This window comes from Kibdelosporangium persicum (genome assembly GCF_013280595.1).
Lineage (GTDB): Bacteria > Actinomycetota > Actinomycetes > Mycobacteriales > Pseudonocardiaceae > Kibdelosporangium > Kibdelosporangium persicum.
The window spans coordinates 1-23,375 of the sequence record NZ_JAAATY010000007.1; the positions used below are offsets into that span (position 1 = coordinate 1).

The 23,375-nt window shown below is 69.1% G+C and carries 17 protein-coding genes; 3 read left to right on the forward strand and 14 right to left on the reverse strand.

Annotated features, from left to right (window positions below; all coding sequences use genetic code 11):
• The 11 genes from GC106_RS14535 to GC106_RS14585 all read right to left on the reverse strand — a co-directional run.
• A partial coding sequence (locus GC106_RS14535; RefSeq protein WP_173129894.1) for a DUF222 domain-containing protein occupies positions 1–498 on the reverse strand: 498 nt, incomplete at its 3' end.
• A gap of 854 nt (positions 499–1,352) precedes the next feature.
• Positions 1,353–2,891, reverse strand: a complete 1,539-nt coding sequence (locus GC106_RS14540) for an alkaline phosphatase D family protein (protein WP_173129897.1) — start codon at positions 2,889–2,891, stop codon at positions 1,353–1,355.
• Positions 2,892–2,903: 12 nt separating this feature from the next.
• Complete coding sequence (locus tag GC106_RS14545; protein WP_246365730.1) at positions 2,904–3,545, reverse strand: hypothetical protein; 642 nt, start codon at positions 3,543–3,545, stop codon at positions 2,904–2,906.
• A 100-nt stretch (positions 3,546–3,645) separates the two neighbouring features.
• The gene (locus GC106_RS14550; protein WP_173129900.1) at positions 3,646–9,903 is read right to left on the reverse strand and encodes a DNRLRE domain-containing protein; all 6,258 of its coding nucleotides are present in this window, start codon (positions 9,901–9,903) and stop codon (positions 3,646–3,648) included.
• 78 nt (positions 9,904–9,981) lie between these two features.
• Entirely contained in the window at positions 9,982–12,753 is a 2,772-nt protein-coding gene (locus GC106_RS14555) for an AfsR/SARP family transcriptional regulator (RefSeq protein ID WP_173129903.1), read from the reverse strand.
• A gap of 183 nt (positions 12,754–12,936) precedes the next feature.
• Positions 12,937–14,139 carry a WD40/YVTN/BNR-like repeat-containing protein gene (locus GC106_RS14560; protein ID WP_173129906.1) on the reverse strand — a complete coding sequence of 401 codons (1,203 nt, stop codon included), beginning with the start codon at positions 14,137–14,139 and terminating at the stop codon, positions 12,937–12,939.
• Positions 14,132–14,632: a SigE family RNA polymerase sigma factor gene (locus tag GC106_RS14565; protein WP_173129909.1), complete on the reverse strand. Its 501-nt coding sequence runs from the start codon at positions 14,630–14,632 to the stop codon at positions 14,132–14,134. The genes GC106_RS14560 and GC106_RS14565 overlap by 8 nt, the downstream gene beginning before the upstream one ends.
• A gap of 60 nt (positions 14,633–14,692) precedes the next feature.
• Positions 14,693–15,256 (reverse strand): TetR/AcrR family transcriptional regulator, encoded by a 564-nt coding sequence (locus tag GC106_RS14570; RefSeq protein WP_173129912.1) that lies wholly within the window; start codon positions 15,254–15,256, stop codon positions 14,693–14,695.
• Positions 15,253–17,163, reverse strand: a complete 1,911-nt coding sequence (locus tag GC106_RS14575) for a YhgE/Pip domain-containing protein (RefSeq protein ID WP_173129915.1) — start codon at positions 17,161–17,163, stop codon at positions 15,253–15,255. Before GC106_RS14575 ends, GC106_RS14570 begins: the two co-directional genes overlap by 4 nt.
• A complete protein-coding gene (locus tag GC106_RS14580; protein WP_173129919.1) occupies positions 17,160–17,765 on the reverse strand; it encodes an ATP-binding cassette domain-containing protein in 606 nt (201 codons plus the stop codon). Before GC106_RS14580 ends, GC106_RS14575 begins: the two co-directional genes overlap by 4 nt.
• 105 nt (positions 17,766–17,870) lie before the next feature.
• Entirely contained in the window at positions 17,871–18,491 is a 621-nt protein-coding gene (locus tag GC106_RS14585) for a TetR/AcrR family transcriptional regulator (RefSeq protein ID WP_173129921.1), read from the reverse strand.
• Positions 18,492–18,571: 80 nt separating this feature from the next.
• Between GC106_RS14585 and GC106_RS14590 the strand changes: the two genes are divergently transcribed.
• Both GC106_RS14590 and GC106_RS14595 read left to right on the forward strand, forming a co-directional pair.
• Positions 18,572–18,862, forward strand: a complete 291-nt coding sequence (locus GC106_RS14590; RefSeq protein ID WP_173129924.1) for a hypothetical protein — start codon at positions 18,572–18,574, stop codon at positions 18,860–18,862.
• A 65-nt stretch (positions 18,863–18,927) separates the two neighbouring features.
• Entirely contained in the window at positions 18,928–19,386 is a 459-nt protein-coding gene (locus GC106_RS14595; RefSeq protein WP_173129927.1) for a GNAT family N-acetyltransferase, read from the forward strand.
• On the opposite strand, the gene GC106_RS14600 is transcribed toward GC106_RS14595, so the two are convergent.
• A complete protein-coding gene (locus GC106_RS14600) occupies positions 19,383–20,435 on the reverse strand; it encodes a helix-turn-helix domain-containing protein (protein WP_217280533.1) in 1,053 nt (350 codons plus the stop codon). The genes GC106_RS14595 and GC106_RS14600 overlap by 4 nt on opposite strands.
• On the opposite strand from GC106_RS14600, the gene GC106_RS14605 reads away from it, so the two are divergent.
• Positions 20,434–21,387, forward strand: a complete 954-nt coding sequence (locus GC106_RS14605) for an alpha/beta hydrolase (protein ID WP_173129930.1) — start codon at positions 20,434–20,436, stop codon at positions 21,385–21,387. The two genes, GC106_RS14600 and GC106_RS14605, sit on opposite strands and share 2 nt — an antisense overlap.
• A gap of 7 nt (positions 21,388–21,394) precedes the next feature.
• Here GC106_RS14605 and GC106_RS14610 read toward each other — a convergent pair whose 3' ends face one another.
• Positions 21,395–22,309 carry a GNAT family N-acetyltransferase gene (locus GC106_RS14610; protein ID WP_312872652.1) on the reverse strand — a complete coding sequence of 305 codons (915 nt, stop codon included), beginning with the start codon at positions 22,307–22,309 and terminating at the stop codon, positions 21,395–21,397.
• The gene (locus GC106_RS14615; protein ID WP_173129933.1) at positions 22,306–23,148 is read right to left on the reverse strand and encodes a class I SAM-dependent methyltransferase; all 843 of its coding nucleotides are present in this window, start codon (positions 23,146–23,148) and stop codon (positions 22,306–22,308) included. The genes GC106_RS14610 and GC106_RS14615 overlap by 4 nt, the downstream gene beginning before the upstream one ends.
• Positions 23,149–23,375 lie beyond the last annotated feature (227 nt).

Consider the following 23,375-nt stretch of genomic DNA (forward strand, 5'->3'; position numbering starts at 1 on the left):
GCCATCCGGGTCGATGACATCACGCACCCACCGCTCCCCATACCGGGCCAAAGCATTCGGGTCGTCCTCGGCAGCACGCTCGACCATCAACTCTTCAGCCAGAGCAACCTTTTCGGGCTCCACATGGTCGAGGCTGCCCACAAACTTCCGGATGACCTCCACCTGTCCAACGCTGATCTCACCGGCAGCCAACTTCGCCGCCGTCAACGGAAGGGAGGCCTCGATCACCGCGCCGGTCGGAGTCTTCACGTCATGCAGGGCTGTGGCTTGGGCGATGCGCTGGTTGGCTTCGCTGCGTGAGATGTTCTGGGTGTGGACGAGTAGCGCGGCGGTGTTGCTGTAGCCCAACTCGTACGCGGTTCCCCGGCCATCCACTTCGGACAGGATCGCGAAGTACTCGGCATAGTCGCGGAGTATCCGCCTGTGTACGGCGGTGAGCCGCGTGACCAGCTCGCGGTTGCCGAGCTGCCAGAGTGAAGTGGAAGCGATCTGCCCCATACGTCCAGAATACGCCGGTAAAACATGAAAGTCTTCGAACATCAGTACGATCACACGATAGGGGGACAAAGACCCGAGTTTCCTTGACAGAACCGCAAAAGCGGCGGTGATCCGCCCACGAAACCCAGCCCCAAGCGAAAGCTAAACGGATCACCGCCGTCCCACAAGCGCGACAGCGCAAGGAAACCCTTCGTGCTCCCTTCCTCCCGTCTGGCCTGGGCGAAGCCCAACCATGGGGGTCAAGGGGTCGGCCCACGCGAAAAACCAGGCTGGAAGCCAAACCGATCCCCTTGACGCCCATGGTTGCCTCAGGCAGGCCGGACGGGAGGAAGGGAGTGCGGCCCCCTCTCCTCTTGGTGGCCTGCCCGTCCGGCGAGGACACGTCTTGAAACGCAACCAAAATCTCAAGGTGCGGCAAAGGTCAACACGCCGTGCTGGAAAGGTGGACACGCCGTGCTGGAAAGGTCAACACGCCGTGCTGGAAGGTGAGACACGGTGTGCCGGAAAGGTCAACACGGCGTGCTGGAAAGGTGGACACGCCGTGCTGGAAAGGTCAACACGCCGTGCTGGAAGGTGAGACACGGTGTGCCGGAAAGGTCAACACGGTGTGCTGGAAAGGCGGACACGGCGTGCTGGAAGGTGAGACACGGTGTGCTGGAAGGTGAGTCACGGTGTGCTGGAAAGGCGGACACGGCGTGCTGGAAAGGCGGACACGGCGTGCTGGAAAGGCGGACACGGTGTGCTGGAAAGGCGGACACGGTGTGCTGGAAAGGCGGACACGGCGTGCTGGAAAGGCGGACACGGCGTGTCGGGAAGGTCAACACGCCGTGCCGGGAAGGTGGACACGGCGGAGGTTACAAGCGTTGCAGCCCGCGTCGTCCTGCCTGGATGGCGAAGCTGACGTCAGTCGACAGGGTCACCTTTGCCGGGTCGCGCTCCAGGGCGTTCGACACCACAACAAAGTCAGCCCGGGTCTGTTGCTGGGTGGCCGTCACCCGGACGTACCCGCGCTGGTTCTTGTTGTACTTCACGTGCGGGTTGCGCGAGAACCACGTGGCGTCAGGTGGCCCGCCGGTCCCCGGGTTGCTGGTGATCGAGGTCGTCACCAGCTCTGAGCCGACAATGGGGTCGCTGTGGTCGAAGTAGTCCTGGCGCAGGTCGGCGGCCCAGTGCCGGTGCACGTCGCCGGTCAGCACAACAGGATTGGGCACGCCACGGTCGACCCAGCCCTTGGTGATGCGCTTGCGTGATCCCTCGTACCCGTTCCACGAGTCCGGCGACTCGCAGGTCGAAGCCGAGCCGTCCGCGTCGCGCTGGGCGAAGAACACCTGCTGTCCCAGGAAGTCCCATGTGGACGGATGGGTCTCGAAGGACTTCAGCAGCCACTGTTCCTGCGCGGTTCCGGTGATCGTGCGCGCCGGGTCCTTCATCACCGAGCAGTTGTTGTCCGTCGCCTGCACACTGCGGTACTGGCGTGTGTCGAGCATGTGGAACCGGGCGAGGTTGCCCCACACGAACTGGCGGTACAACTGGATCGTCGAGCCCGAGGGCTTCGCCGTGGACCTGATCGGCATGTGCTCGTAGAAAGCCTGGAACGCCAACGCCTTCCGGGACGCCGAGGCGGGCGAACCGCTGGAGTTCCAGTTGTTCACGACCTCGTGGTCGTCAAAAGCCACCAGCCAGGGCGCGACGGCGTGTGCTGCCTGGAGGTCCGCGTCAGTCTTGTGCTGGCCGTGGCGTGCCCGGTAGATCGCCAAGGTTGTCGTTTCGGCGGGGACGGCCAGGCCACGCACGCGCTCGGCCGCCGGGCGGCCGGAAGGCTTCTCGTAGATGTAGTCGCCGAGGAACAGCACCAGGTCCGGGCGGTCGGCCGCCATTCCCCGGTACGCGTGGTACCAGCCTTCTTCCCAGTGCTGGCACGAGCCGAACGTGAACTTCAGCTGCGAGACCGCAGCGCCCGGAGCCGGGGCCGTCAGTGTCCGGCCCACCGGCGAGATGTGCCCGCCTGCCTTGAACCGGTAGAAGTACTCCCGGCCCGGTTCCAATCCCACCGGCTCGACGTGCACGCTGTGCGCCTGAGCCCTTGTCGTGGCGACGGTTCCGCGTTGCGCCACCGAGGCGAATGCCGAGTCGGTTGCGATCTCCCATTCCACGTCGTAGGTCGCGTCCGGCATTCCGCCGAACCCGTCCGGGTTCAGCGGCGCCGGGGCCAGCCTCGTCCACAGCACCACGCTGTCGGGTAACGGGTCCCCGGACGCCACACCCAACTGGAACGGGTCCCTGATCGGCGGTGCGGCCGCCGTGGTCCTCGCCGAAGCCCAGGACGGCAGGGCCGCCGTCGAGGCCACCGCCGCTCCGCCGAGCAAGACCAGCCGCCGGTTCAGTTCAGCCATCGATCTCCCCCTCTATGCGACGTAGTCGGTAATGCCGTTGCTGCACGCTTCCAGCACCGGGGTCGTCGAGTAGTCCGCGACGCAGACCTTGTAGTAGACCCAGCCGCCGGAGGGGACGCCGGTCGCCCTGTCAGTAGACGTCCCATTGCCGTTGGAGTTCCAGGCGTAGAGCGGTCCGACGCCGCCTTTCAGCCAGTACGCCACCACGGCCGACTTGCCGTCGGCGTTGCGGTCGTAGACCAGGAAGTGCCCGTCGGTCGAACGGAACAGCGCTTCACCTGCGCATACTCCGGTCGAGCACTCCGCGCTGCCGGTGCCGACCCCGCAGTCCGGTGCCACCTGGCCCGCGGGCGTGGTCTTCACGTACGCGTGCGAGATGTACCCGCCGAGCGCGGGCACGTAGTCCCACAACGTGGTCGTGCCGAGCGGGCCGGTCACCGAGATCCCCTGGGTCTGGCAGTCGATGGTGACCGTCCGGCCGTTCGCCACGCTGCCGACGATGGTGGAACTGGTGGTGGGGGCGCGCCGGACATTCAACGGATCGCCCGCGGTCTGCACGGTTCCGGTCGCCGCGAACGCGGGCAGCGCACCGGCCAGAAGCATCCCGGTCACCGTGACGAACACGGCGAGCAGTCGTCTCGGGAAACGTTTCATGCCCGGCAGCTTCCGCAACCGGCATACAGAACCCGTACAAAAAACCGGGGGCAGGACGTCGGCCGTCCTGCCCCCGGGTCATCCGGTCATCCGGACACCGTCACCTTTTCTTCTTCTTGCGGTTCTTCAACCACTTCGACAGCTTGCCGAGGCCCTTCTTGCCGATCTTGAGCCAGGCGTAGCTGCCGCCCGCGATCCCGCCCCACCAGGGCCAGTTCTTCTCGCAGTTGCGGTACCGCTTGACCGCGCAGTAGGCCGAGTTGGCCAGGAACCCGGCCGCGACACCCTTTCCGGTGTACCCGACCAGCCAGCCGAGGCCCTTCTTGACCTTGGCCTTGCCCTTGCGCGCCTTCGTCTTGTACTTCTTTTTCTTCTGCTTGTACTTGGACTTCTTGAGGTTGACCTTCTTCGGCTTCTTGGTCTTGCCTTTCTTCTTGAACAGGTTCTTGCCGGCGTTCCAGCCCTTCTTGCAGAACTTCTTGCACGCGAAGATGCCCGCGCGGACCGCGATCGAGATCCACTGGCCGTCCAGGTCGACCTTGTTGACCGGGTCGGCCGCGGAGTACTCGTAGGCGTTCGCGCTGCCGCCGTACACCGGGTCGACCGACAGGAACCGTCCGGTGACGGGGTTGTACAGCCGCACACCCATCAGCACCGAGCCGGTCACGGTCTCGGCCGACCGTTGCTTCCCGCCCAGCCAGCCGTACCGCTGCGAGGTCAGGCCGACCCGGGTGTTGCCGTACTCGTCACTGTCCACAACAGACGGAGCCTGGGTCGGGTCCAGCGGCACCGTCAGGTTCACGTCCCCGTGCAGGTTGGTGAACCGCAGCTCGACCTCACCGGCGGCGGCGGTCGTCGCGGCCAGGTCGCCACCCAGCGAGGAGACGTTGCGGGAGACCACGCCGGTGGCGGTGTCCTCCACGATCCACCTCGGGCTGTCGGCGTCGTCGTCGTAGTGGTTGAGCTTCGACGACGTCTTCAGCCACGTGCCGTCTTCCTGCTTCTCCTCGACCGTCCACGACCGGAAACGGTGTTCCGCGTCGAGCGTCCACGTCTGCTGGTGCGTCTGCGTGGTCTGCGAACGCACCAGGTCGTTGACGTAGTAGCTGGACGTCGTTCCGTTGGGCTGCGCCGTCGTACGCCCGAAGGCGTCGTAGACGTAACCCGGGTCGACGATCCGGTCACCGGAGTCGTAGGCGTGGGTCACCGTGTCGCCACCGGTCGTCGGGCAGGCCGTGCCCGGCTGGCCGGAGGCCGTCCGCAGCGACGAGCGGTTGCTGCGCTTGTCGAAGCCGTACGAGCGCTTCGTGCACACGCCCGCGTAGCTGTCCTCGACGTCCACCAGCCTGCCTGCCTTGTCGTAGGCGAACTTCTGGCTGGAGAACTGGCCCGGCACACCGCTGTGCTTGAGCCACTGGCCGTGGATCGACTCGACCACACCGTCGGACAGCACGATCTGCCCGTCGGAGTTGCGCGTGTAGGTCCGCGAGATCGGCGAACCCGTCGGGTCCTCCTGCTGGCGCATGGTGTAGCCGCCAGGCAGGCCTTCCTCGTAGACCGAGCCGTCCGCGTCGTACTTGGCCGTGAACGTGCCCGCCACCGAGTCGGTCATCGACGTCGGCAGGCCACGCGGTTCCTGGGCGTGGTCGTAGGTGAACGTGGTGGTGGACGGGACCGAGTCGCTGACCTTCACCGGCCGGTCGAGCCGGTCGTACTCGGTACGCGTGACACCGCCGTCAGCGTCCGTGTAGGACACCTGACGACCCAGTTTGTCCAGCTGCTCGGTGATCGTGCCGCCGGTCGACGAGGTCGTCCGGACCGCTTCGCCGGTCGCCGGGTCGTACTCGGTGGTCTGCACCGGCACGGCCGCGCCGACACCGCCGGTGACAGTCTCGGTAATCTCCCGCAGCGCGGTGTCGAAGCCGAACGTGGTGACCATCGAGACGCCGTTGGCGCTTTCGGTGACCTTGGCCGGTTCACCTTCCCGGTTGTACTCGGTCGTGGTGGTGATCTGCTGCGCCGGGTTCGAGCCGCCGCCGGTGATCGCGCCACCCGGGCTGGTCATGCAGATCAGGTCCGCCCACTCCGGCCGGCCCGCGCACGTGCCGGTACCGGTCGCCGACCAGTAGGTGGTCACCAGCGTGCCCGCGTCCGCGCCGTTCGACTGCGGCAGCAAGGTCTTCACTGCCCGGCCCTGCGCGTCGTACTCGGTCGTCTTGGTGATCGCCAGGCCGTCCGGGTCCTCGATCGACTTGATCGCCAGGCCCTTGGTCCAGTCGTGCACCGTGTCGGTGACCCGCGCGTCGGCGAGCAGATCCGGGTAGCCCCGCGGCTGCGCTCCTTCGATCTTGCGCGTGATCTGGTCGGTCACCACGGCGGTGCCGTTGGTGGGCCGTCCCTTGTCGTACTCGTGCGTGACCTTCGGCCGTGCCGGGACCGTCGCGCCTGCCGCCAGCACGGTCGTGCCGTTGTGCACCAAGGCGTTCTCCAGCTGCACGATCCGCAGCGGACCGAGCGACTGGACCTCCCGTCCCCGGTTCACACTGTCGAAAGTGGACCGCGTGGACAGCAGTTCGGCCCGCTCCTGCGTGGTCAGCGAGGCGATGCCGAGCCGCGTCAGCTCGTCGCGCTCGGCCTGGGTACGGCCGAGGGCGAGGGAACGGTTGGCCGCGGACAACTCCCTGACCGTGTTGCCGAACTGGTCGTACTCGGCGACACCGATGTTGCGTGCCTCGTCGGCCTCGTTCACCAGCTGCCCGGAGGCGTTCAGGTAGTGGACCACGGCGCGGCCGTAGCTGTTCGCCGTGAGCTGCCCACCGTTGTTGGCCGACGGAACCGCGTCCGGCGGGAAGATCGCCGTCGCGTCAGTCGGGACGTCGATCTGGCCCCACGCGGCCACATCGGATGGTCCCATCTGGTGCGGTGCCCTGGTTCCGGTCAGCGGCACGTCGTAGACGACGGACGTCGTCGCCGTGCCCTCGACCTGGTCGAGCGTGCCCTGCTTGAGGGTCGGCCGGGTCACGCGCAGCAGCATGCCGTCGCCGCCGACGACACCACCCGCGTTGCCGTAGACGAAAGTCCAGGGCAGCTCACCGGGTTCGGTGAGGGTGGCGACGCGGCCCGCGGCGTCATACGTGTACGCGGTCTTCAACGCCGGGCTGATCCGCGGGTCCCAGACCTCCCGCAGCCGGCCCTGGGCGTCGTAGGCGTACTTCGCGATCGTGGACGCCGTCGCGGCGGACGCACCCGGGTCGGTGGCCCACAGCTTGATCTCGGCGACCTGGTCCTTGAAGTTGCCCAGTGCCGTGGCCGTCGCCGTCGTGCTGGTGGCGTAGACCATCTCCAGCACCCGGCAGCCCTTGGTGGACGGCGTGGTCTGGCACGTGGCCAACGCGACCGCCGGTGTCGGCGCGATCAGCCGCCACGGCCGGGCCAGCTTCTTGCCGTCCACGGTGACCGTCTGCGACACGACCTGGGTGGTCGAGTTCGCGATGTTCTGCTCGGCGGTGCTGGTCACCTGCCACGTGGTCGCGGCGGGGTCCACCTTGGCCAGTGTGATGAGGTTGCCGTCGGTGTCCTTGAGCGTGAACGAACCGGTCAGCGCACCGGTCAGGGTCAGGCTCTCGGCACCGGGTTCCGGTGCCCAGCTGCCGTCGGCCCGCACGGTGAAGTGAATCGAGTCGCCGTCCTCGGAGACCAGGTCCACCGACGTGTTCGACGTCTTACGCAGGTGTGTGAACTCCGTGTCGACCGCCTCGGCGACCGTGCCGGAGACCCACTCCTTGCCGAAGATCGGCGCCTGGCCCTCCTGGCTGGCACCCGCCGTCGGCCGCCGTGACCCCGCGCTGCGCGTCGCCGCCAGGTCGAACGCCGAAGCGTCCTCGTCGGACAGCGTGAACTCGCCGGTGATCAGGTTGACCGTACCGGGACCGACCTCTTCGCTCTCCGCGGCCTCGGCGTTGCGGTCGACCACGATGTCCGCCGCGCCCGTCGTGGCCGTGGCCGAGCCGGGGCCGGTGAACTCCGCGCGGACCTGGACGTTGCCGTCCGGGTTGATCGTGTCGGTGACGTTCCACGCCAGGGCGTTGGTCCTGCCGCCGGTCAGCGGCGCGGGCCAGGCCGCGAGCGGCTGGCCGTCGGCGACCACGTTGGCGGGCGGAACCGGGGCCCACGGGTCGGTTTCCGACCGCCGCCACGAGAACGTGACCTTGTCGAACTTGCCGCCGTCGGTCTCCGCGGCCAGCGGCACGCGGCGGGCCGTGCGTTCACCGTCGGTCGGGGCCTTCACCGCACCGGGACCGACGTGGAACTGGTAGCTGATCGCCTCGGACCTGTTGTCCGCCTTGTCGACCGTGCGGACCTGCAGCACGTTCGTGCCGTTCTGGTCCGGCGTGATCGGCAGGCCGAACGGGCTGGCGGTGGTGCCGATCTGCACCTTCGTCCAGGTGCCGTTGTTCAGGCTCCACTCCAGCCAGTGCTGGTCGTCGCCGCCCGCGGGGGTGACGGTGAAGACGCCGGTCTCGCCCGCGCCCTTGACCCACTGGCCGGTCGGGTAGTCCGTGGACGTGATGCTCTTGGGAGCACCGGGGTTGACGACGTCCACATCGAACTCGAACCACGGCGACCACGCCGGGTTGCCGTTGTCGCCGTCACTGGTGGCGCGGAACTTGTACGCCCTGCCGTGCTGCAGGTTTCCGGCCGGGACGATCGCCGACACCCGGGTGCCGGACGGCGCGTCCGGGACTCGCATCTCCGTCACGAGCAGTTCGGTGAGCGGGTCGAAGACCTGGAACAGCGCCTGGACCTTGTCGCCGACCGCGTCGCCCGCCTGGTAGGACAAGGTGGGCGTCAGCGAGCTGACCACACCGCGTCCGTTGTAGACGAATCCGGGCGGGGACGCGCCCAGGCCGTCGCCGGGCTGCGGGGCGGAGTCGTACGTGACCGAGATGAACGGCACGTTGGTCGCGGCGTTGCCGGAGTTCATCCGCTTCCACGTGTAGCTGTCGTCCTCGTTGGCGGCCTTCAGGCCCATGCCCGCGGTCGAGAGCCGCTGGTCCGCCCACGACTTCACCAGGTTGGTGACGTCCGCGGTGATCCAGCCGTCGGCGCAGCCGGAGCCGTACCCCTTGGTCTCGGTCGAGGTCGCGGCGGGCGCGCTGCCCGTCCGCGTGGGCTCGGCACCCCACCGGGTCGCGGTGGTGGCCAGGCCGGCCGGCCACACCTCCCAGGTCCGGGCCTGGCAGGACCACGAGTGGAAGGCGAACAGGTTCAGCTTGGCGGCCGACACCTGCTTGCCCGCGATGGCCGCGGTGTTCCAGTTGATGTACGACCGTGCCCGCTGGTTGGACCCGTTGTTGCCCAGCTTGAGCTCGGTCGAGGAGGACTGGTCGGTGCTGTAGCCCTGCTGCACGAACGTGTCGAAGGCGCCGTAGATGGCGGCGGTGGCCGGGTCGACCGTGACCGGGTACCTGGTCGCCGGGTCGGCCAGGAACTTCGCGTCCGGCGTGAGGATGAGCTGGTCGTCCTTGATGGTCATGCCCACGGGAGCGCGCCGGGTGTGCTCGCCGCTGGCAGGGTCCACAGTGGAGTCCCACATCACCGGCGCGGGCATGGTGGCCAGCTGCTCACCGGTCTTGCTGTCGACGAACGCCGCGCTGCCGTCCGGCAGCTGGGTCAGCTTGGCACCGGCCAGCTGCAACGGCAGCGTGTAGGTCGGTGCTTCGGCCGGCTTGGCGTGCAGCTCGATGTACTGTTCGAAACCCGTCCGGGTGGTCTCGATGATCAGGTCGGCGCCGGGGAGCACGCCGGGGTACGTCGCCCTGGAACCGGCCAGCTTCGGCTCGGGCAGCGCGCCCTTCCACTGCACCGCCATCCGCTTGTCGGCGGTGCCGAGCACGGCCAGATCGGTGGTCTGGTCGCCGCCACGGGCCTGCGGGCTCGCACCGGCCAGCTTCAGGCCGGACGGATGGGCCCTCGGGGTGACCGCGCCGTCCGCCTGCTTGACCAGACTCAGGTCGATGTCGATCCAGGTGTCCTTGTGGCGGTAGCGAATCGGGCCCGCGTGCGTGTCGGTGGTCAGCTTGCCGTCCGGATTCGCCCATGTGGTGGACGTTTCCGTGCGGGCGGCCAGTGCCTCGACCCTGGTGCCGGTCAGTCGTGCGGCCACGATCGCCGACGGGACGTCGGCGGCCTGGCCGGGGCCGAGCTTCGGATCAGCGGGCGCCGCAACGGCTTCGTCCGGCAGCGACACACTCGCCGCCTCGAACACCAGTGCCGCGGCGACCGCGGCGGCCAGCCCGCGTAACAGGCCGGTTCTCCGTTGGATCCTGATCAGGGTAGGCGGTCTTTGTCTCCGCATTCATCCCTCCGTGTCCCGGTGGTTGCCCCCGGCCGGTCACGGTACGAACGAAGCGCACAAAGGAAGTCAAAAAGGACGCTAGCCGGTGACCTTCTCCAGCGTCGCGCCACGACGGCGGCGCAGGACGTTCAACGTCCACTCGGCTTTTTCCTCGCCACTGCGGTCCTTCAGCCGCCGGAACGCGGCCAGTGCCTGGCGCACCTCGACTTCCGCCCGGCCGAACTCGCCCGCCGTGGTGTGCAGGTCGCCCAGCCAGTGCAACGCGTACGCCGAACAGTGATCGTCGCCGAGACTGCGGAGGATGTCCAGCGCCTTTTCCAGGTGGCGCACGGCCTTCTTGGTCTGCCCGGCGCCCGCGTGCAGCCTGCCGAGCTCGCTGAGCACCCGGCCCTCACGGTGCCGGTCACCCGCCTCACCCGCCAGGCACAGCGCACGTTCCAGCCAGTTGACCGCCTCGGTGCGGTTGCCGATCGCCAGCTGTGCCTTGCCGATCGCTTGCCGCGCATAGGCTTCGGCGTGGACGTCACCCTGGTCGACGAAGATGTGCAGTCCTTTGTGGAAGTACGGCAGCGCGGCCAGCGGACGGCCGCGGAAGTAGCGGGCCGCGCCGACTCCGCAGCTGGCGAACGCCTCGCCCAGTGGGTGTCCCGCCTCGATGAACAACGCACGCGCCTGAGCGAACGTCGACTCGGCCGAGTCGTAGCAGTCGCGGTACAGATGCACCTGAGCCAGTCCGCGCAACAGCACGGCCTGGCTCAACTTGTCCTTCGCCGACGGCAACGCCACCTCGTGCACCCGTTGCCAGGAATCGAAATGGCCGCGGTGGTCGAAGTACGCGACCAGCGTCGTGGCCAGCGTGCAGGCCAGGTCGTCCAGTCCTTCCGCCGCCGCGAGCTCGACCACCGAGATCAGTGTCTCGTGCTCGGCGTCCAGCCACCGCAACGGCGCCCGTTCGACAGCGTCCACAATGGACTGGTCGACCGGGTGGCGCGGCGAGTCGTTCGGCAGTGCGCGGAAGATGCTCACCGGCAGCCGGGCCACGGCCTTCTCGACCAGCCCGAGCCAGCCGGAGACCGCCCGGCGCAACGGTTCGCGGACGTCCGTGTCGACGGCACCCCGCGCATAGCACCTGATCAGGTCGTGCATCAGGTAACGCGGCTGGTCGATCACGTCCATGCCGGCCATTTCCAGCATGTTCGCGTCGAGCAGCACGTCGACCAGATCGGTGCTGTCCGGCCGGTCGAGCAACGCGCCCGCCACCCATTCCGGGATGGTGCTCGGGCCCAGCCTGCCCAGCAGCCGGAACGCCTCCGCCGCGTCCGGCGGCAACTGCCGGTAACTGAGGTCGATGCTCGCCCGGACCGCGAGTTCGCCCGCTTTCAGCTCACTCAGCCGCTGGGTCTCGTCGGCCAGCCGTCGTTCCAGGACGGTCAACGTCCAGCCGCGGCGGCCCGCGATCCGCGCGCCCGCGATGCGAATCGCCAACGGCAGATAGCCGCACGAGCGCAGGATCGCCTCCGCCGACTCGGGTTCCCGGTTCACCCGGTCCAGCCCGGCGATCTTGCCGAGCAGTTCGCCCGCCTCGCCGGCGGGCAGCACGTCGAGCTCGATCTGGTGCGTGGCGGGCAGTTCCGCCATCCGCTGACGGCTGGTCACCAGCACACACCAGTTGCTCGCCGGCAGCAGACCCTGGACCTGAGCGGCGTTGGCGGCGTCGTCGAACAGCACCAGCATCCGCGTTTCCGACGCCAGGGACCGGTACAGCGCCGCCCGGTCGTGCACGCTGTCCGGCACCGCAGCGCCGGTCACACCGAGCGAACGCAGCAGGCTGCCAAGGACTTCCTTGCCGGTGCGCGGCCTGCTCGTGGTCCCGGCGAGATCCACGTACAACTGGCCGTCCGGGAACGCGTCCTTCACCAGATGCGCCACGTGCACGGCGAAAGCGGTCTTGCCGACGCCCGGTGATCCCACGATCGTGGCGACCGCGGCGGCCTGCGACGCGGTCGCGACCATCGACCGCAGCGCCGCGATGTGCTTGCCGCGTCCGGTGAAGTCCGGGACATCCTGCGGCAGCTGCCGCGGCACCGCGCGCACGATTGCAGGTTCCTGCTGTGGCGCTTCGCCTTTCAGGATCGCCTCATGTACCTTGCGCAGCTCCGGGCCCGGCTCCACCCCCAGTTCGGTGACCAGGCGCTTGCGGATCTCGGCGTACGTGCGCAGCGCCTCGGCCTGCTGGCCGCTGCCGTTCAGCGCCAGCAGCAGTTGCTGCCAGCCGGATTCCCGGAAGGGGTGCTCGGCCAGAAACGGCCGCAGTCCGGCGATCGCGTCCTGGTACCGGCCTTCGGCCACGCGCAGGCCGAGCAGCTCCTCGGTGGCCATCACCCTGGCCTCGGCCAACGCCGCCAGCCGGTCGCCCCACGCGTGCACGCCGGGCAGGTCGGCCAGCGGTTCCCCGTGCCACAGCGCCAAAGCGCTTTCCAGCTGTTGCGCGGCTTCCGCCAGCGCACCGGCCGCCCGGTACTGGCGGGCGGCGGCGACGTGCCCGGTGAACTCGGTCAGATCCAGCTCACCAGGGCCGATCGCGATCGAGTAGCCGATCCGGTCGGTCCGCATCCGGGCGCTGATCTGCGGCGAACTCGCGCGCAGCGAACTGACGTACGTGCGCAGATTCGCCGCGACCGACCGTGGTCTTCGGTTCGGCCACAACGCGTCCGTCAGCATGTCGTACGTGACGGTCTGGTTGGCGTTGAGCAGCAGCGTCGCCAACAGCACCCGCGGTTTCGTACCGCCGAGTTCCGCGTCACCGGCCCGCAGTGGACCGAGTACCCGGAACATGAACCCCGTTGTCACATGGACCCCCAGCCCAACGAACTGGCGATCAGTGTCATGCGGGGTCAAGGGCGCGCACAAGACCCGGGTTCCGGCGATTCCTAAGAGAACGTAAAGTTTGTGACTGTTCCCACTAAACCCGGGACACCCCCCGGCCCGCTGGACGCCACCCGGCTGGGGGGTAGCCGTGGCGCCCAGCGGGGTCTAGGGGAAGGGCACCTTGTGCGACCACCACTGGATGCCGTCGTACGACGTGAGGTACTCGCCCGTGGACGCGCTGTCCGACCGGGACGCCAGGTAACCGCTTCTGATCAGGCGCACCTCGGCGGCGTTCGGGTTCTGTTCGGCGGTGAAGGTCCTGCCGCCGTCGGCACTGGTCCAGACCCCGTCGGTGCGGTGCGGGTACTGCGAGACGCGCAGTTTGCCGTCGACGCCCGCCACCGGCACGCCCGAGATGCTGGTGGGCTGCTTGCCCTCCGCCGCCTGCCAGGTCTGCTGCCACGTGACTCCGCCGTCGGTGCTGCGGAAGATCGCGAGCAGGTCGGCCGGAGTGTCGACAGGAGCGGACAGCGTGGCGTACACGGCCGTGGGTGAGGCGACGACCGAGATCGCCAGGGGAGTGTCGCCGGCCGGACGGGTGGCCGGCGACAAGGCGCTGACCTGCCAGGCTTCGCCCGCGTTCGAGCGGGCCACGACCGGTTCACGAGTGGTCCGGTCCAGCCCGGCGACCCACCACTTCCCGTTCGCGTCGGGATACGGCTGGCACGACGTCACTTCGATCGGCGGCTGTTCCGCCAGCCTGGCGCTGAACCCGTTGCGGTTGACCAGCACGGTCACGACCCCGTCGCGGCACTCCAGGACAGACGGGGACGGGGTGGTCGCGTACGGCGCGCCGGAGGGCCTGATCGGGACTTCCTGCCAGCTGCGGGCGCCGTCGCTGGAGAAGAACCGCTTCACGACGCCGCCCGGCCGGTGATCGTCGATCACGACCGTGGTCGAGCCCAGCGCCACCAACCGGTCCGGCTGACCGCTGTAACCGGTCTCCATCGGCGGTGTGCTGCGCTTGTCCCACGTCATCGCGTCGCCCGTGGCCATCACCCATGCGTCGCAGATCGGCCTGTGCTCGCACGAACCACCCAGTGCGTAGCCGTTCGTCTGATCGTAGAAATCCATCGCCACAACGAAGTTCTGGTCCGACGGGCTCGCCGGTGTCACTGTGTCCCGTTGCACCCCCAGTCGAAGCAGCGGGACAGCAGCGACAACCAGGACGACCGCGGCGGCGCTGACGAACTGGAGGCGCCGGCGGCTGGTGCGCCGGCGCGCACGCGTGATGACCTTGTCCACCGGTGGTTGCTCGACAGCGTTTTGCAGCTTGTTGCGAAGCCCGTTGAAATCGAGATCAGGCATTCTCCACCTCCCGGTGTGCGCCCAGCGACGTGGCCAACGCCGCCCGAGCCCGGGCGAGCCGGGACTTCACCGTGCCCACCGGGATCGCCAGTGCCGCGGCCACCTCGTCGACCGGCATGTCGGCCAGGTAGTGCAACACGACAACCGCCCTGTGCTCGTAGGACAACTTCTTGATCGCGGCGTGCAGTTCCAGGTGTTCACCGGTCCAGTCCTCCGGTGACTCCACCGGCTGCGGTGGTGTCTCGCGGCGCAACAGCCGGTCGAGCGTGTTGCGCCGACGCCAGCGCCGTCGCGCCAGGTTGATGGCCACCGTGTACAACCACGCCTCCGGGTTGTCGGTGGTCCGTACCCGGCGGCGCCGGCTGTAGGCGATCGCGAAGGCCTCCTGGGCGAGCTCCTCCGCTTCGCCGATGTCTCCGACCAGGCCGTACGTCCCCACGACGATGCGTCGATAAGACGCCTCGTACAGTTCGGCGAACCACTGGTCGGACAATCCGCCCCCTTCCTCCACCAGAACATGAGGCGTGACGCGGCCGGCGGGTTCCGACTTCTTTCAGAGATTCTGGCGCAACCCGCGGACCAGCGGCATCACCGAATCACGGACCTCGGCGCGGGTCCGCTGCTTCTGGAACACCTGCCAGTCGAGCGCGACCACGAGCAGCGTGCCGAACAGCGCCGACGCCGCCGTGCCGGTCTGCACACCCGACGGCAGCCTGCCGTCGTCCGCCAGGCGCTGCATGTGTTCCTTGATGATGGAGACGATGTCGTCACGCAGGAGCGTCAACGTGTCGTGCCACTGGCCCGGTGTCCGCCACAGCTCGCTGACGAGCAACTGCGCGAACGCCGGGTAGTCGCCGAAGTACGACAGCGCCGCGTCGACCAGGTCCTCGACCTCGTCGGCCTTGCGCAACCGGTCGGCCAGCAGATCGACGCCGTAGCGCAGCAACGCGTCGATCAGGCCGTCCTTGCTGCCGAAGTTGTAGTAGACGGTGCCCTTGGCGACACCGGCCTCGGCCGCGATGTCGTCGACGGTCAGGCCGACCATTCCCTTGGTGCCGGCCAGCCGTAGCGTCGCGTCGAACAGCTTCTGTTTCGTGGCTTGGGTTCGAGGGCTCACAACACCAGCTCCGGCTTGAGCCGCGACGGCGTCCAGACGCGCCGGCGCCGAGCGGCCAGTGTGGACACGAGCAGCGCACCGGCGAGGTAGGCGACGAGCACGAGGACGTCCTCACCGACGCTGACCATTGAGCCACCGTAGAGCAGGTGCCTCATCCCGTCGACCACGTACCCCATCGGCAGCACGGAATGCAACGGGTACAACACATCCGGCAACGTCTGCCACGGGAAGGTGCCGCCCGAGCTGATCAGCTGGAGGATCAGCAGCACCAGGCCGAGGAACTTGCCGACCGCGCCGAAGAACGCGTTGAGCGCGTGCAGGATCGCGGTGAACGACAGCGACGCCAACGCCAGCAGGCCGAACGCGGCGAGCGGGCGGTGCGCGTCGATCCCGACGAGCGTCGTGACCACCGTGAACAGCAGGACCACCTGGGCCAGGCCGAGACCCGCCGCGGGCAGCCAGCCGCCGAGCGCCACCCGCCACGCGGGCTGACCGGCCGCGACGGCCCGGCTGGACAACGGTTTGATCAGCAGGAACAGCACGAACGCGCCGATCCACGTGGCCAGGCCGAAGAAGAACGGCGCGAGCCCGGCACCGTAGCTGCCCGCCTTCACGTCACCGACGGTGTTGATCGACACCGGGTTGCCGATGGTGTGCGCGGTCGCGTTCCGGGTCGGGTCGTCCGGGTGCGGGATCTGCCCGAGCCCTTGGTTCAGGCCGTCCCTGAGCTTGGTCGATCCGTCGGCGATCTGCTTCGTGCCGTCGGCGAGCTTGGCCGTGCCGTCGACCGCGGTCTTCTCCCCGCCGGCCAGCTCGGCCGCGCCGGCGTTCAGCTTGGTGCCCCCGGCGGCTGCTTCGCTGATGCCGTCGGCCAAAGCGGGGGCCTGGGCGGCCAGTTGCGCGGCGCCGTCGGACACGTGCTTCGCGCCCGCGGCGAGCTTGGTCAGCTGGGTCGCGGCGGTCTGCACCTTGGTGTTGGCGTCGTCGATCGGTTGGCGCGTCTGGCTCAACGCGGTCGTCACGCGCTGTATCTGGTCCTCGGTGAAGCCAGCCGCCCGCAGTTTCGCCGCGATGTCCCCGTTGAGCTGGTCCAGACCGCCGACGAGTTGTGTGGACACGTCCGCGATGTGCTGGCCCTGCGCCGCCACCTGGGCGTTGCCCGCGGCTACCTGCGCGGCGCCGTCGGCGAGCTTGCGCGCGTTGGCCGGAAGGTCCTTTGTCTTGTCGTGCAACGTGTTCAGGCCGCCGCTGAGCTGCTTGAGCCCGGTGGAGAGCTGGGCGGCGCCGTCGGCGAGCTTGCGCTGGCCCGCGTCGAGCCGCGCGGCACCGTCCCGCGCCTGCACGGTCGCGTCGGCCAGCTGGCCGGCGCCGTTCGCGGCCTCCTGGGTCCTGGTGAAGATCGTGCCGAAGCCGATCAGGAACCTGTCAGCGGCGGTCTGGCCGACCTCGGAGGTGATCGACTGGCGCACCTCGCTCGCCACCTTGTCGGCGATCGTGCCGACCAGATAGTTGTTGGCGTCGTTGGTGGTGACCGTGATCAGGCCCTGCCGTGGCTGGAACGCGCCGCTGGAGTCCAGTGCCGCGGTGAAGTCCTTCGGGATGGTCATCGAGAACGAGTACGTGCCGTCCCGTACGCCGGTGTCCGCGTCCTGAGCGTCGACCCGATGCCAGTGGAACGCACCGGATTCCTGGAGTTGGTCGGCGACTTTGCCGCCGTAGTCGCCTTCGTCCTGCATCACCAGCGCGGCCGGGATGTGGTCGAGCCTGCCGTACGGGTCATGGTTGGCGAACAGGTACAGCGAGCCGTACAGCAGCGGTACGAGGACGAGCGCGAGCACGGCCAGCCTCGGCAGCCTGCCCGCGGTGATACGGCGGAGTTCGTTGCCCGCCAAGCGAAGGGCGCTCATTCTGGTGCTCCGATCAAGACGGCCTCGGCGTTCAGCGCCTGGACCGAGGCGGGTGCGCACAGCACCACGACCGCGAGGCCCCGTCCGGCTTGTTCCACGGCCTCGGGCCACCAGGTCCGGGGATCGCTGACGTGCCGGTCCGGCTGGTCGATCAGCAGGGCCCGAACGCCCGGCTTCGCGCTCGCGGCCTCGATCAGCAGCCGCGTGCGAACCTGTGCCGGGATGGTGTCGACCCGGTCGGCCACGTACTGCCCGGCGTCCTGCGCGCGCAGCCATTCCCTGACCGCCTTGCGGTTCGCGGGCCGGCCCGCGTTCATCAGCTCTTCGGCGATCGCGTCACCGAGTTTCAGGCCGCCCTCCGGCTCGTTGACGCCCGGCGCGTCGACCAGCACGACGTGTTCGCGCAGCGTCGCGGCATCCGGTGTGACCGTGCCCTGCGACAGGCGCATCCGTCCGGCCAGCACGAGGGCGAGGGTGGTGTGACCGGCGCCGGGCTCGCCCGTGACGAGCGTGACTTCGCCTTCCCGGACGCTCAACGAGGTCGGCCGCAGCAACGGCCCGTGGGGGCCGTCCACCCCGGCTCGCTCGGCTTCGATCCGCACCGCTCGCCCTCCATTTGAACTGACTGGTCAGTTCAAATACTGCTCCGCGCGTGATCGCCTCGCAAGCCGGGACGCTGTGACGGTGACCGCTGTGATGCCGACCGCTCAGCCGCGGTACAGGGTGGACCAGATGACGTCGGTCAGCACTTCGGCGACCTTCTCGTGCCCGCTCGCGTCGGCGGGCCTGAGCATCTGGTGGCCGACCCGTTCGATCATCCAGATGATCACGGCGGCGGTCTCCTTCGGCGCGACCGGGCGCATCACCCCGGCGGCCTGGCCGAGTTCGATCGCCTCCCGGGTCGCGGTGATCAGCCGCTGCATGAGACCACGCAGTTCCTGGGCGACCGTGGTGTCGAAGTCGGCCGCCTGGGAGACCATCGTGAACGCGGCGCCGTGCTCCCGGTACACGCCGATGATCGCGTCGACCGCCGCCCGGAGCTGGTCCCGGTCGGCTCGGTCGGCTGAGGTCAACCAGCCCCGCGACACGTCCTCCAGTTCGGCGACGACCGTCTTGACCATCCGCCGGGCCAGGTCGCCCTTGTCCTCGAAGTGCACGTAGAAGGTCGACCGGGAGATGCCCGCGGCGCCCGCCAGCCGCTCGACGCTCAGTTCGCCGAAGTTCTCACCGTCCCTGATCAGCTGCTCGGCCGCGGTGAGCATGCGCCGCTCCATCGCCTCGCGGCGCTCTTTGCGGGTGGATCGGCTCGGGTGGATCACGGGCGGCATAGTCGCATCCTACAAACCGGACACACTGTCCGGACACTCTGTCTTGACACCATGTCCAGGTTGGGGTGAAGCTGGTCGGCATGAACTTCGTGTGGAAAGCGCTGCTGTACCCGGCGGTGATCGCCAGGCTCACGACGATGGCGGGAGTGGCCGCCGCGCAGCGGATGGAGGACGGCGACCCGGTGCTGCTGCTGACGATGTTCCCCGGCGAGCTGGCGGCGAGACTGGACGCGATCGGCGGTGTCGCGGGCCTCGCGCTCGCCGTGACCGGCAAGGACTTCGGCGACAAGGTCCTCGGCGCGGGGCTCGGCACCGCGCTGCTCGTGCTGCTGGCGGACAGGAAGCTCGAGGAGCGCAGGCGCTTCGGCTGACGACTTCGCGCGGGTCTGGTTGTGGCCCAGGACAAACGTGTTGACGCGCCTGTGACGATCCAGTCATGCAGATCGTCGCGACGCCTGTGCCTGAGGCGATGCCGCTGGTGCGGGAGTACTACTTCGACATCGTCGGCAGGTACCATGGCAGGCAGATGACCGCCGGGGAAATCGACCAGGTGCTGCTCGACGAACCCAGCGACGACCTGCTCATGCTCGTGGCCCGCTCGGCCGACGACAAGCCGCTCGGCTGCCTGGGCCTCCGCTTCGCGGTTCCGCCCTACGCCGAGGTCAAGCGGGTCTACGTGGTACCGGCGGCCCGTGGCCAAGGCGTTGCCCAGGCATTGCTGGCCGAGGCGGAGAAGGTCGCCCGGCAGCACTCCGCGGTCACCATGCGCCTCGACGTGCGCTCAGACCTTGTCGAGGCGCGGGCGCTGTACGCCAAGTGCGGCTATGTCGAGGTGGAACCGTTCAACGATGACGCCTACGTAGGCCACTGGATGGCCAAGGACCTGAGGCCCTAGTTGTCGCGTAACCGGCGGAGGACCAGGGCGAGGTTGAGCCGGAACCGGCCGTCCGGGGTGTCCAGCGGGAAGCCGAGCGCGGTCTCGGCCTGGGCGATGCGGGCCGGGATCGTGCTGTGATGGCGGTGGACCGCGGCCGCGGCCTGACGGATCGAGTTGGTGCGGCACAAGGCCGTCAGCACTTCGACCAGTTGCGGGTCCAGGCTGTCCAAGGCGATCACGTCGGGCAGTGCGGCGATCTCCTCGCGGGGAAGGGAAGCGAGCGCGATCCGGCCGCCCAGGCGGTCCGCGTGCACCACTGGTTCGTCGGGTGCGGCGAAGCGCAGCGCGGTCCGGGCCTCGGCCCACGCCCGCGGTGCCTCGATCGCCGGAACCTTGGCGCTGACGCCGGTTTCGCCTTCCTGCGCCGGGATCTCACCCGGCGCGAGCACCGCGTGCAGCGGGCCGAGGGCGGCGGACAGGCCGGTCGGCCTGCCCTTCACGGCCAGTACGCGTAACGGCGTCGTGGGCCTGAGTTCAAGCAGGTGCAGCGCGCGGGACCGCTCGGCCTCGCCCGCGCTGCCGGACAGGGCGAGCTCGACCAACGCCGGATCACCCAAGGAAGGCAACGGGACCCGGCTCAGCTCCAGCGACAGCGCGACCGCGATGGAGAACCGCTCCAGCACCATTTCGTCCAGCGGCAACGGTTTGCCGTCCCGTGCCATCCACACGACAGTGCCGTCGTCCAGGTCACGCCGGACCGCGTGCGCCGGCACCGCGCCGCCGACCCGCAGGCCGCGCGCGGGGGAGGACACGCCCATCGCGCACTCGGCCAGCTCGCTCGCCTTGCGCGCGAGCACGTCCAGGCCGGTGCGGGTGGCGATCAGCCGGTCGAAGAAGCCGATCACGCGCACCGCGTTCTCGGCGTCGGCGTCCAGCGCCGACAACCGCAGCAGCAGGCCCTCCACCCCGGCGACACTACGCCACCGCCACGTGTCGGGGCAGGGTCGCCGAATTGCCGCCAGGTGGCTGGTGCGCAGGCCCGTGCCGATGTCCGAACCTGGGATCATGAGCTACGCCATCGATCCCGAGCTGCTTCCCTGGCTCGACATGCTCCCCACGTTCGAACTCAAGGACTACGACGACCTGGTGGCCGGACGCGCACAGGTGGCCGAGGCGCGTGCGCGGATGCCGGTGTACGAGCCCGCCCGGCCGCTGGACATCCGGGACGAACTCATCCCCGGCCCGGAAGGCGCGCCCGACGTGCGGGTCCGGATCTACACGCCCGCCGGGCTGACCGGCCCGGTACCCGGACTGGTGTACATCCACGGTGGCGGGTTCGTCGTCGGCGACATCGACATGACCGACAACACGGCGAAGATCTACGCCGACAAGGTGGGGATCGTCGTGGTGTCGGTCGACTACCGGCTGGCGCCCGAGACGCCCTTCCCCGGGCCGGTCGAGGACTGCTATGCCGCGCTTGTGTGGACCGCCAACAAGGCCAGCGAGCTGGGCATCGACCCGGCGCGGATCGGCGTGGCGGGGGAGAGCGCCGGTGGCGGCCTGACCGCGGGCACCGTGCTGCTCGCCCGTGACCGGGGCGGTCCCGCGGTCAGCTTCCAGTACCTGGGCATTCCCGAGCTGGACGACCGGCTGGAGACCGAGTCCATGCGGACGTATGTCGACACCCCGCTGTGGAACTACCCGAAGGCCGTGTTCAGCTGGGATTCGTACCTGGGTGAGGGCAAGCGGGGCGGCGCGGACGTCTCCCCGTACGCCGCGCCCCTGCGGGCGACGGACCTCTCCGGGCTACCGCCGACTGTGGTCACCGTGATGCAGTTCGACCCGTTGCGGGACGAGGGAATGGAGTACGCGCGGCGGCTCTTGCACGCCGGTGTGCCGACCGACCTGCGTGGGTACGCGGGCACCTTCCACGGATCCAGCACGATCGCCGAAGCCGCCGTGAGCAAGCGGATGGCCGTTGACGCGCTGGAGGACCTGCGCCGCGGCCTGCGGGTCTGAGCTTGGGTCAGCGCAACGCCGAGGCCGGCCGGACCTCCCAGATAGTCCACAGTGGACGGTAGCCCTGCCGTGCCCAGAACACCGTCGACAACGGGTTCGGCGGGTTGAAGTACAGGAACGTGCCGACCGCGCCGGCCGCGGCCAGTTCGCGGTGCACCACCGCGGCCAGCTCGCGGCCGACGCCCGCGCCGCGGAACGACGGCGCCACCGAGAAACTGTTGATGTAGCCCCACAGGCCGTGCCGGACCCGGGTCTCGCTCCACGACCCCTCGGCCGACTCGTTCAGCCAGCACTCCGCCATGGCGACCGCGATCCCGTCGCGCTCGCCGATCCAGATCGGGTCGCCCTGGGCGAGGTGCCGCGCGAGCGCCGCCCGTTTCACCTGCTCCGCGCCGGGGCGCAGGACCGTGCCGCCGACCATCGCCGAGTACTCCAGCTCGGCGAGCGCCAGCGGCAGGAGCGTGTCCAGGTCCCTGGTGCTCGCGCGACGCACCTCCAGCGGGCCGGGCGACGACCGGACCGGCGCGCCGGTCCGGATGGCCAGCGTCGACAGCGGCACCATGCCGTGGTCGAGGAACGCCCGCGCCGCGCCGATGTCCCGGCTCGGCCAGGTGACCAGGCAGGACGAGTCCGGGCCCGGTGTCCGCCGGGTCATCACCGTGCGCCACTGGGTGAGCAGTTCGGTCATCCCGTGCTCGCCGAGCATCGGGTGTAACTCCCACACCTCGAGGGCGGACCAGAGGGTCGGCATCGCGTCCGGCGTCAGGCGGGTCCGGACCAGCACCCCGGCGACGCGCGTGCCGTCGAACAAGGCCGCGGTGACCACGTCGCCCTCCGGCGGGCGGACCGCCGCGGGCAACATCGGGTCGAGCCGGGTGAACCACGCGCTCTGCGTGCCGGCCAGCCCGTCCGTGAACCTCACGTGGCCCTCCGGCAGCAGAAGATGGCGGTGCCCGGGAACAGCTCGCCGCGCAGCGGGCTCCACTGGCCCCACTCCCGGGTCTGCTCCTCCGGCCACTCCGGTTCGATCAGGTCCTCGATCACGAAACCAGATCCGGTCAGCGCCCGCACGTAGTCGCCGAGCGTGCGGTGGTGCTCCACGTACGTCGGGCGGCCCTCGCCGTCCACCTCGACATAGGGGGAACGGTCGAAGTACGAGTTGATCACCGTCAGCCCGGCAGGTCCCGGATCGTCCGGGAAGATCCACCTGATCGGGTGAGTCACCGCGAACACCCAGCGGCCCTGCGGCCGCAGCACCCTGGCGACCTCCCGGAAGACCGGCCGCACGTCGGCGACGAACGGCACCGCGCCGAACGCCGAGCACGCGATGTCGAAGCTCGCGCCGGCGAACGGCAGCCGTTCGGCGTTCGCCCTGATCAACAACGGAGTGATCCCGGTCACATCGTTGGCGCGCTTCGCGTGCCGCAGCATCCCGGCCGACAGGTCGAGCGCGGCCACCCGGGCGCCCTGGCCGGTCAGCCAGCGGGCGCACGGCGCGGAGCCGCAGCCGATCTCCACGACGTCCCTGCCCGCGACGTCGCCGAGCAGCTGGACGTCGCGTTCCCGCAGGCCCTCGGGGCACCAGAGGAAATCCGCGGCGCCGAGGAAGTCGCCGTGCTCGGCGATGTAGTCGTCCGCGTCCGCGTCCCACCACGCGATGTTGGCCGCCACGGACTCGCCGGGACTGACGTTCCGGCGGGCCGGGCCGACGGTCCCGAGAGTAGTTTGGGCGCCGGTGTACCGGGTGTCAGTGCTGTCCACGCCTGCTCCTTACGGGCATCCGGTTTGCCCCGCGATCGCGCGGGCGCGTACGATACCGCCCGCGCGGTGAATTTCGCGCTGCCTGCGGTTCAGGTGAGGAATCTGGGAATCGGGTTGCGCGTATCGGTGTTGAACCCTGTGCATGTTGACACAAGGCGCGGGGCGCTCGTCATCACACCGTGCGCCAGAACTCAAGACAACCCAACTACTCCCAATCCGTACCGGAG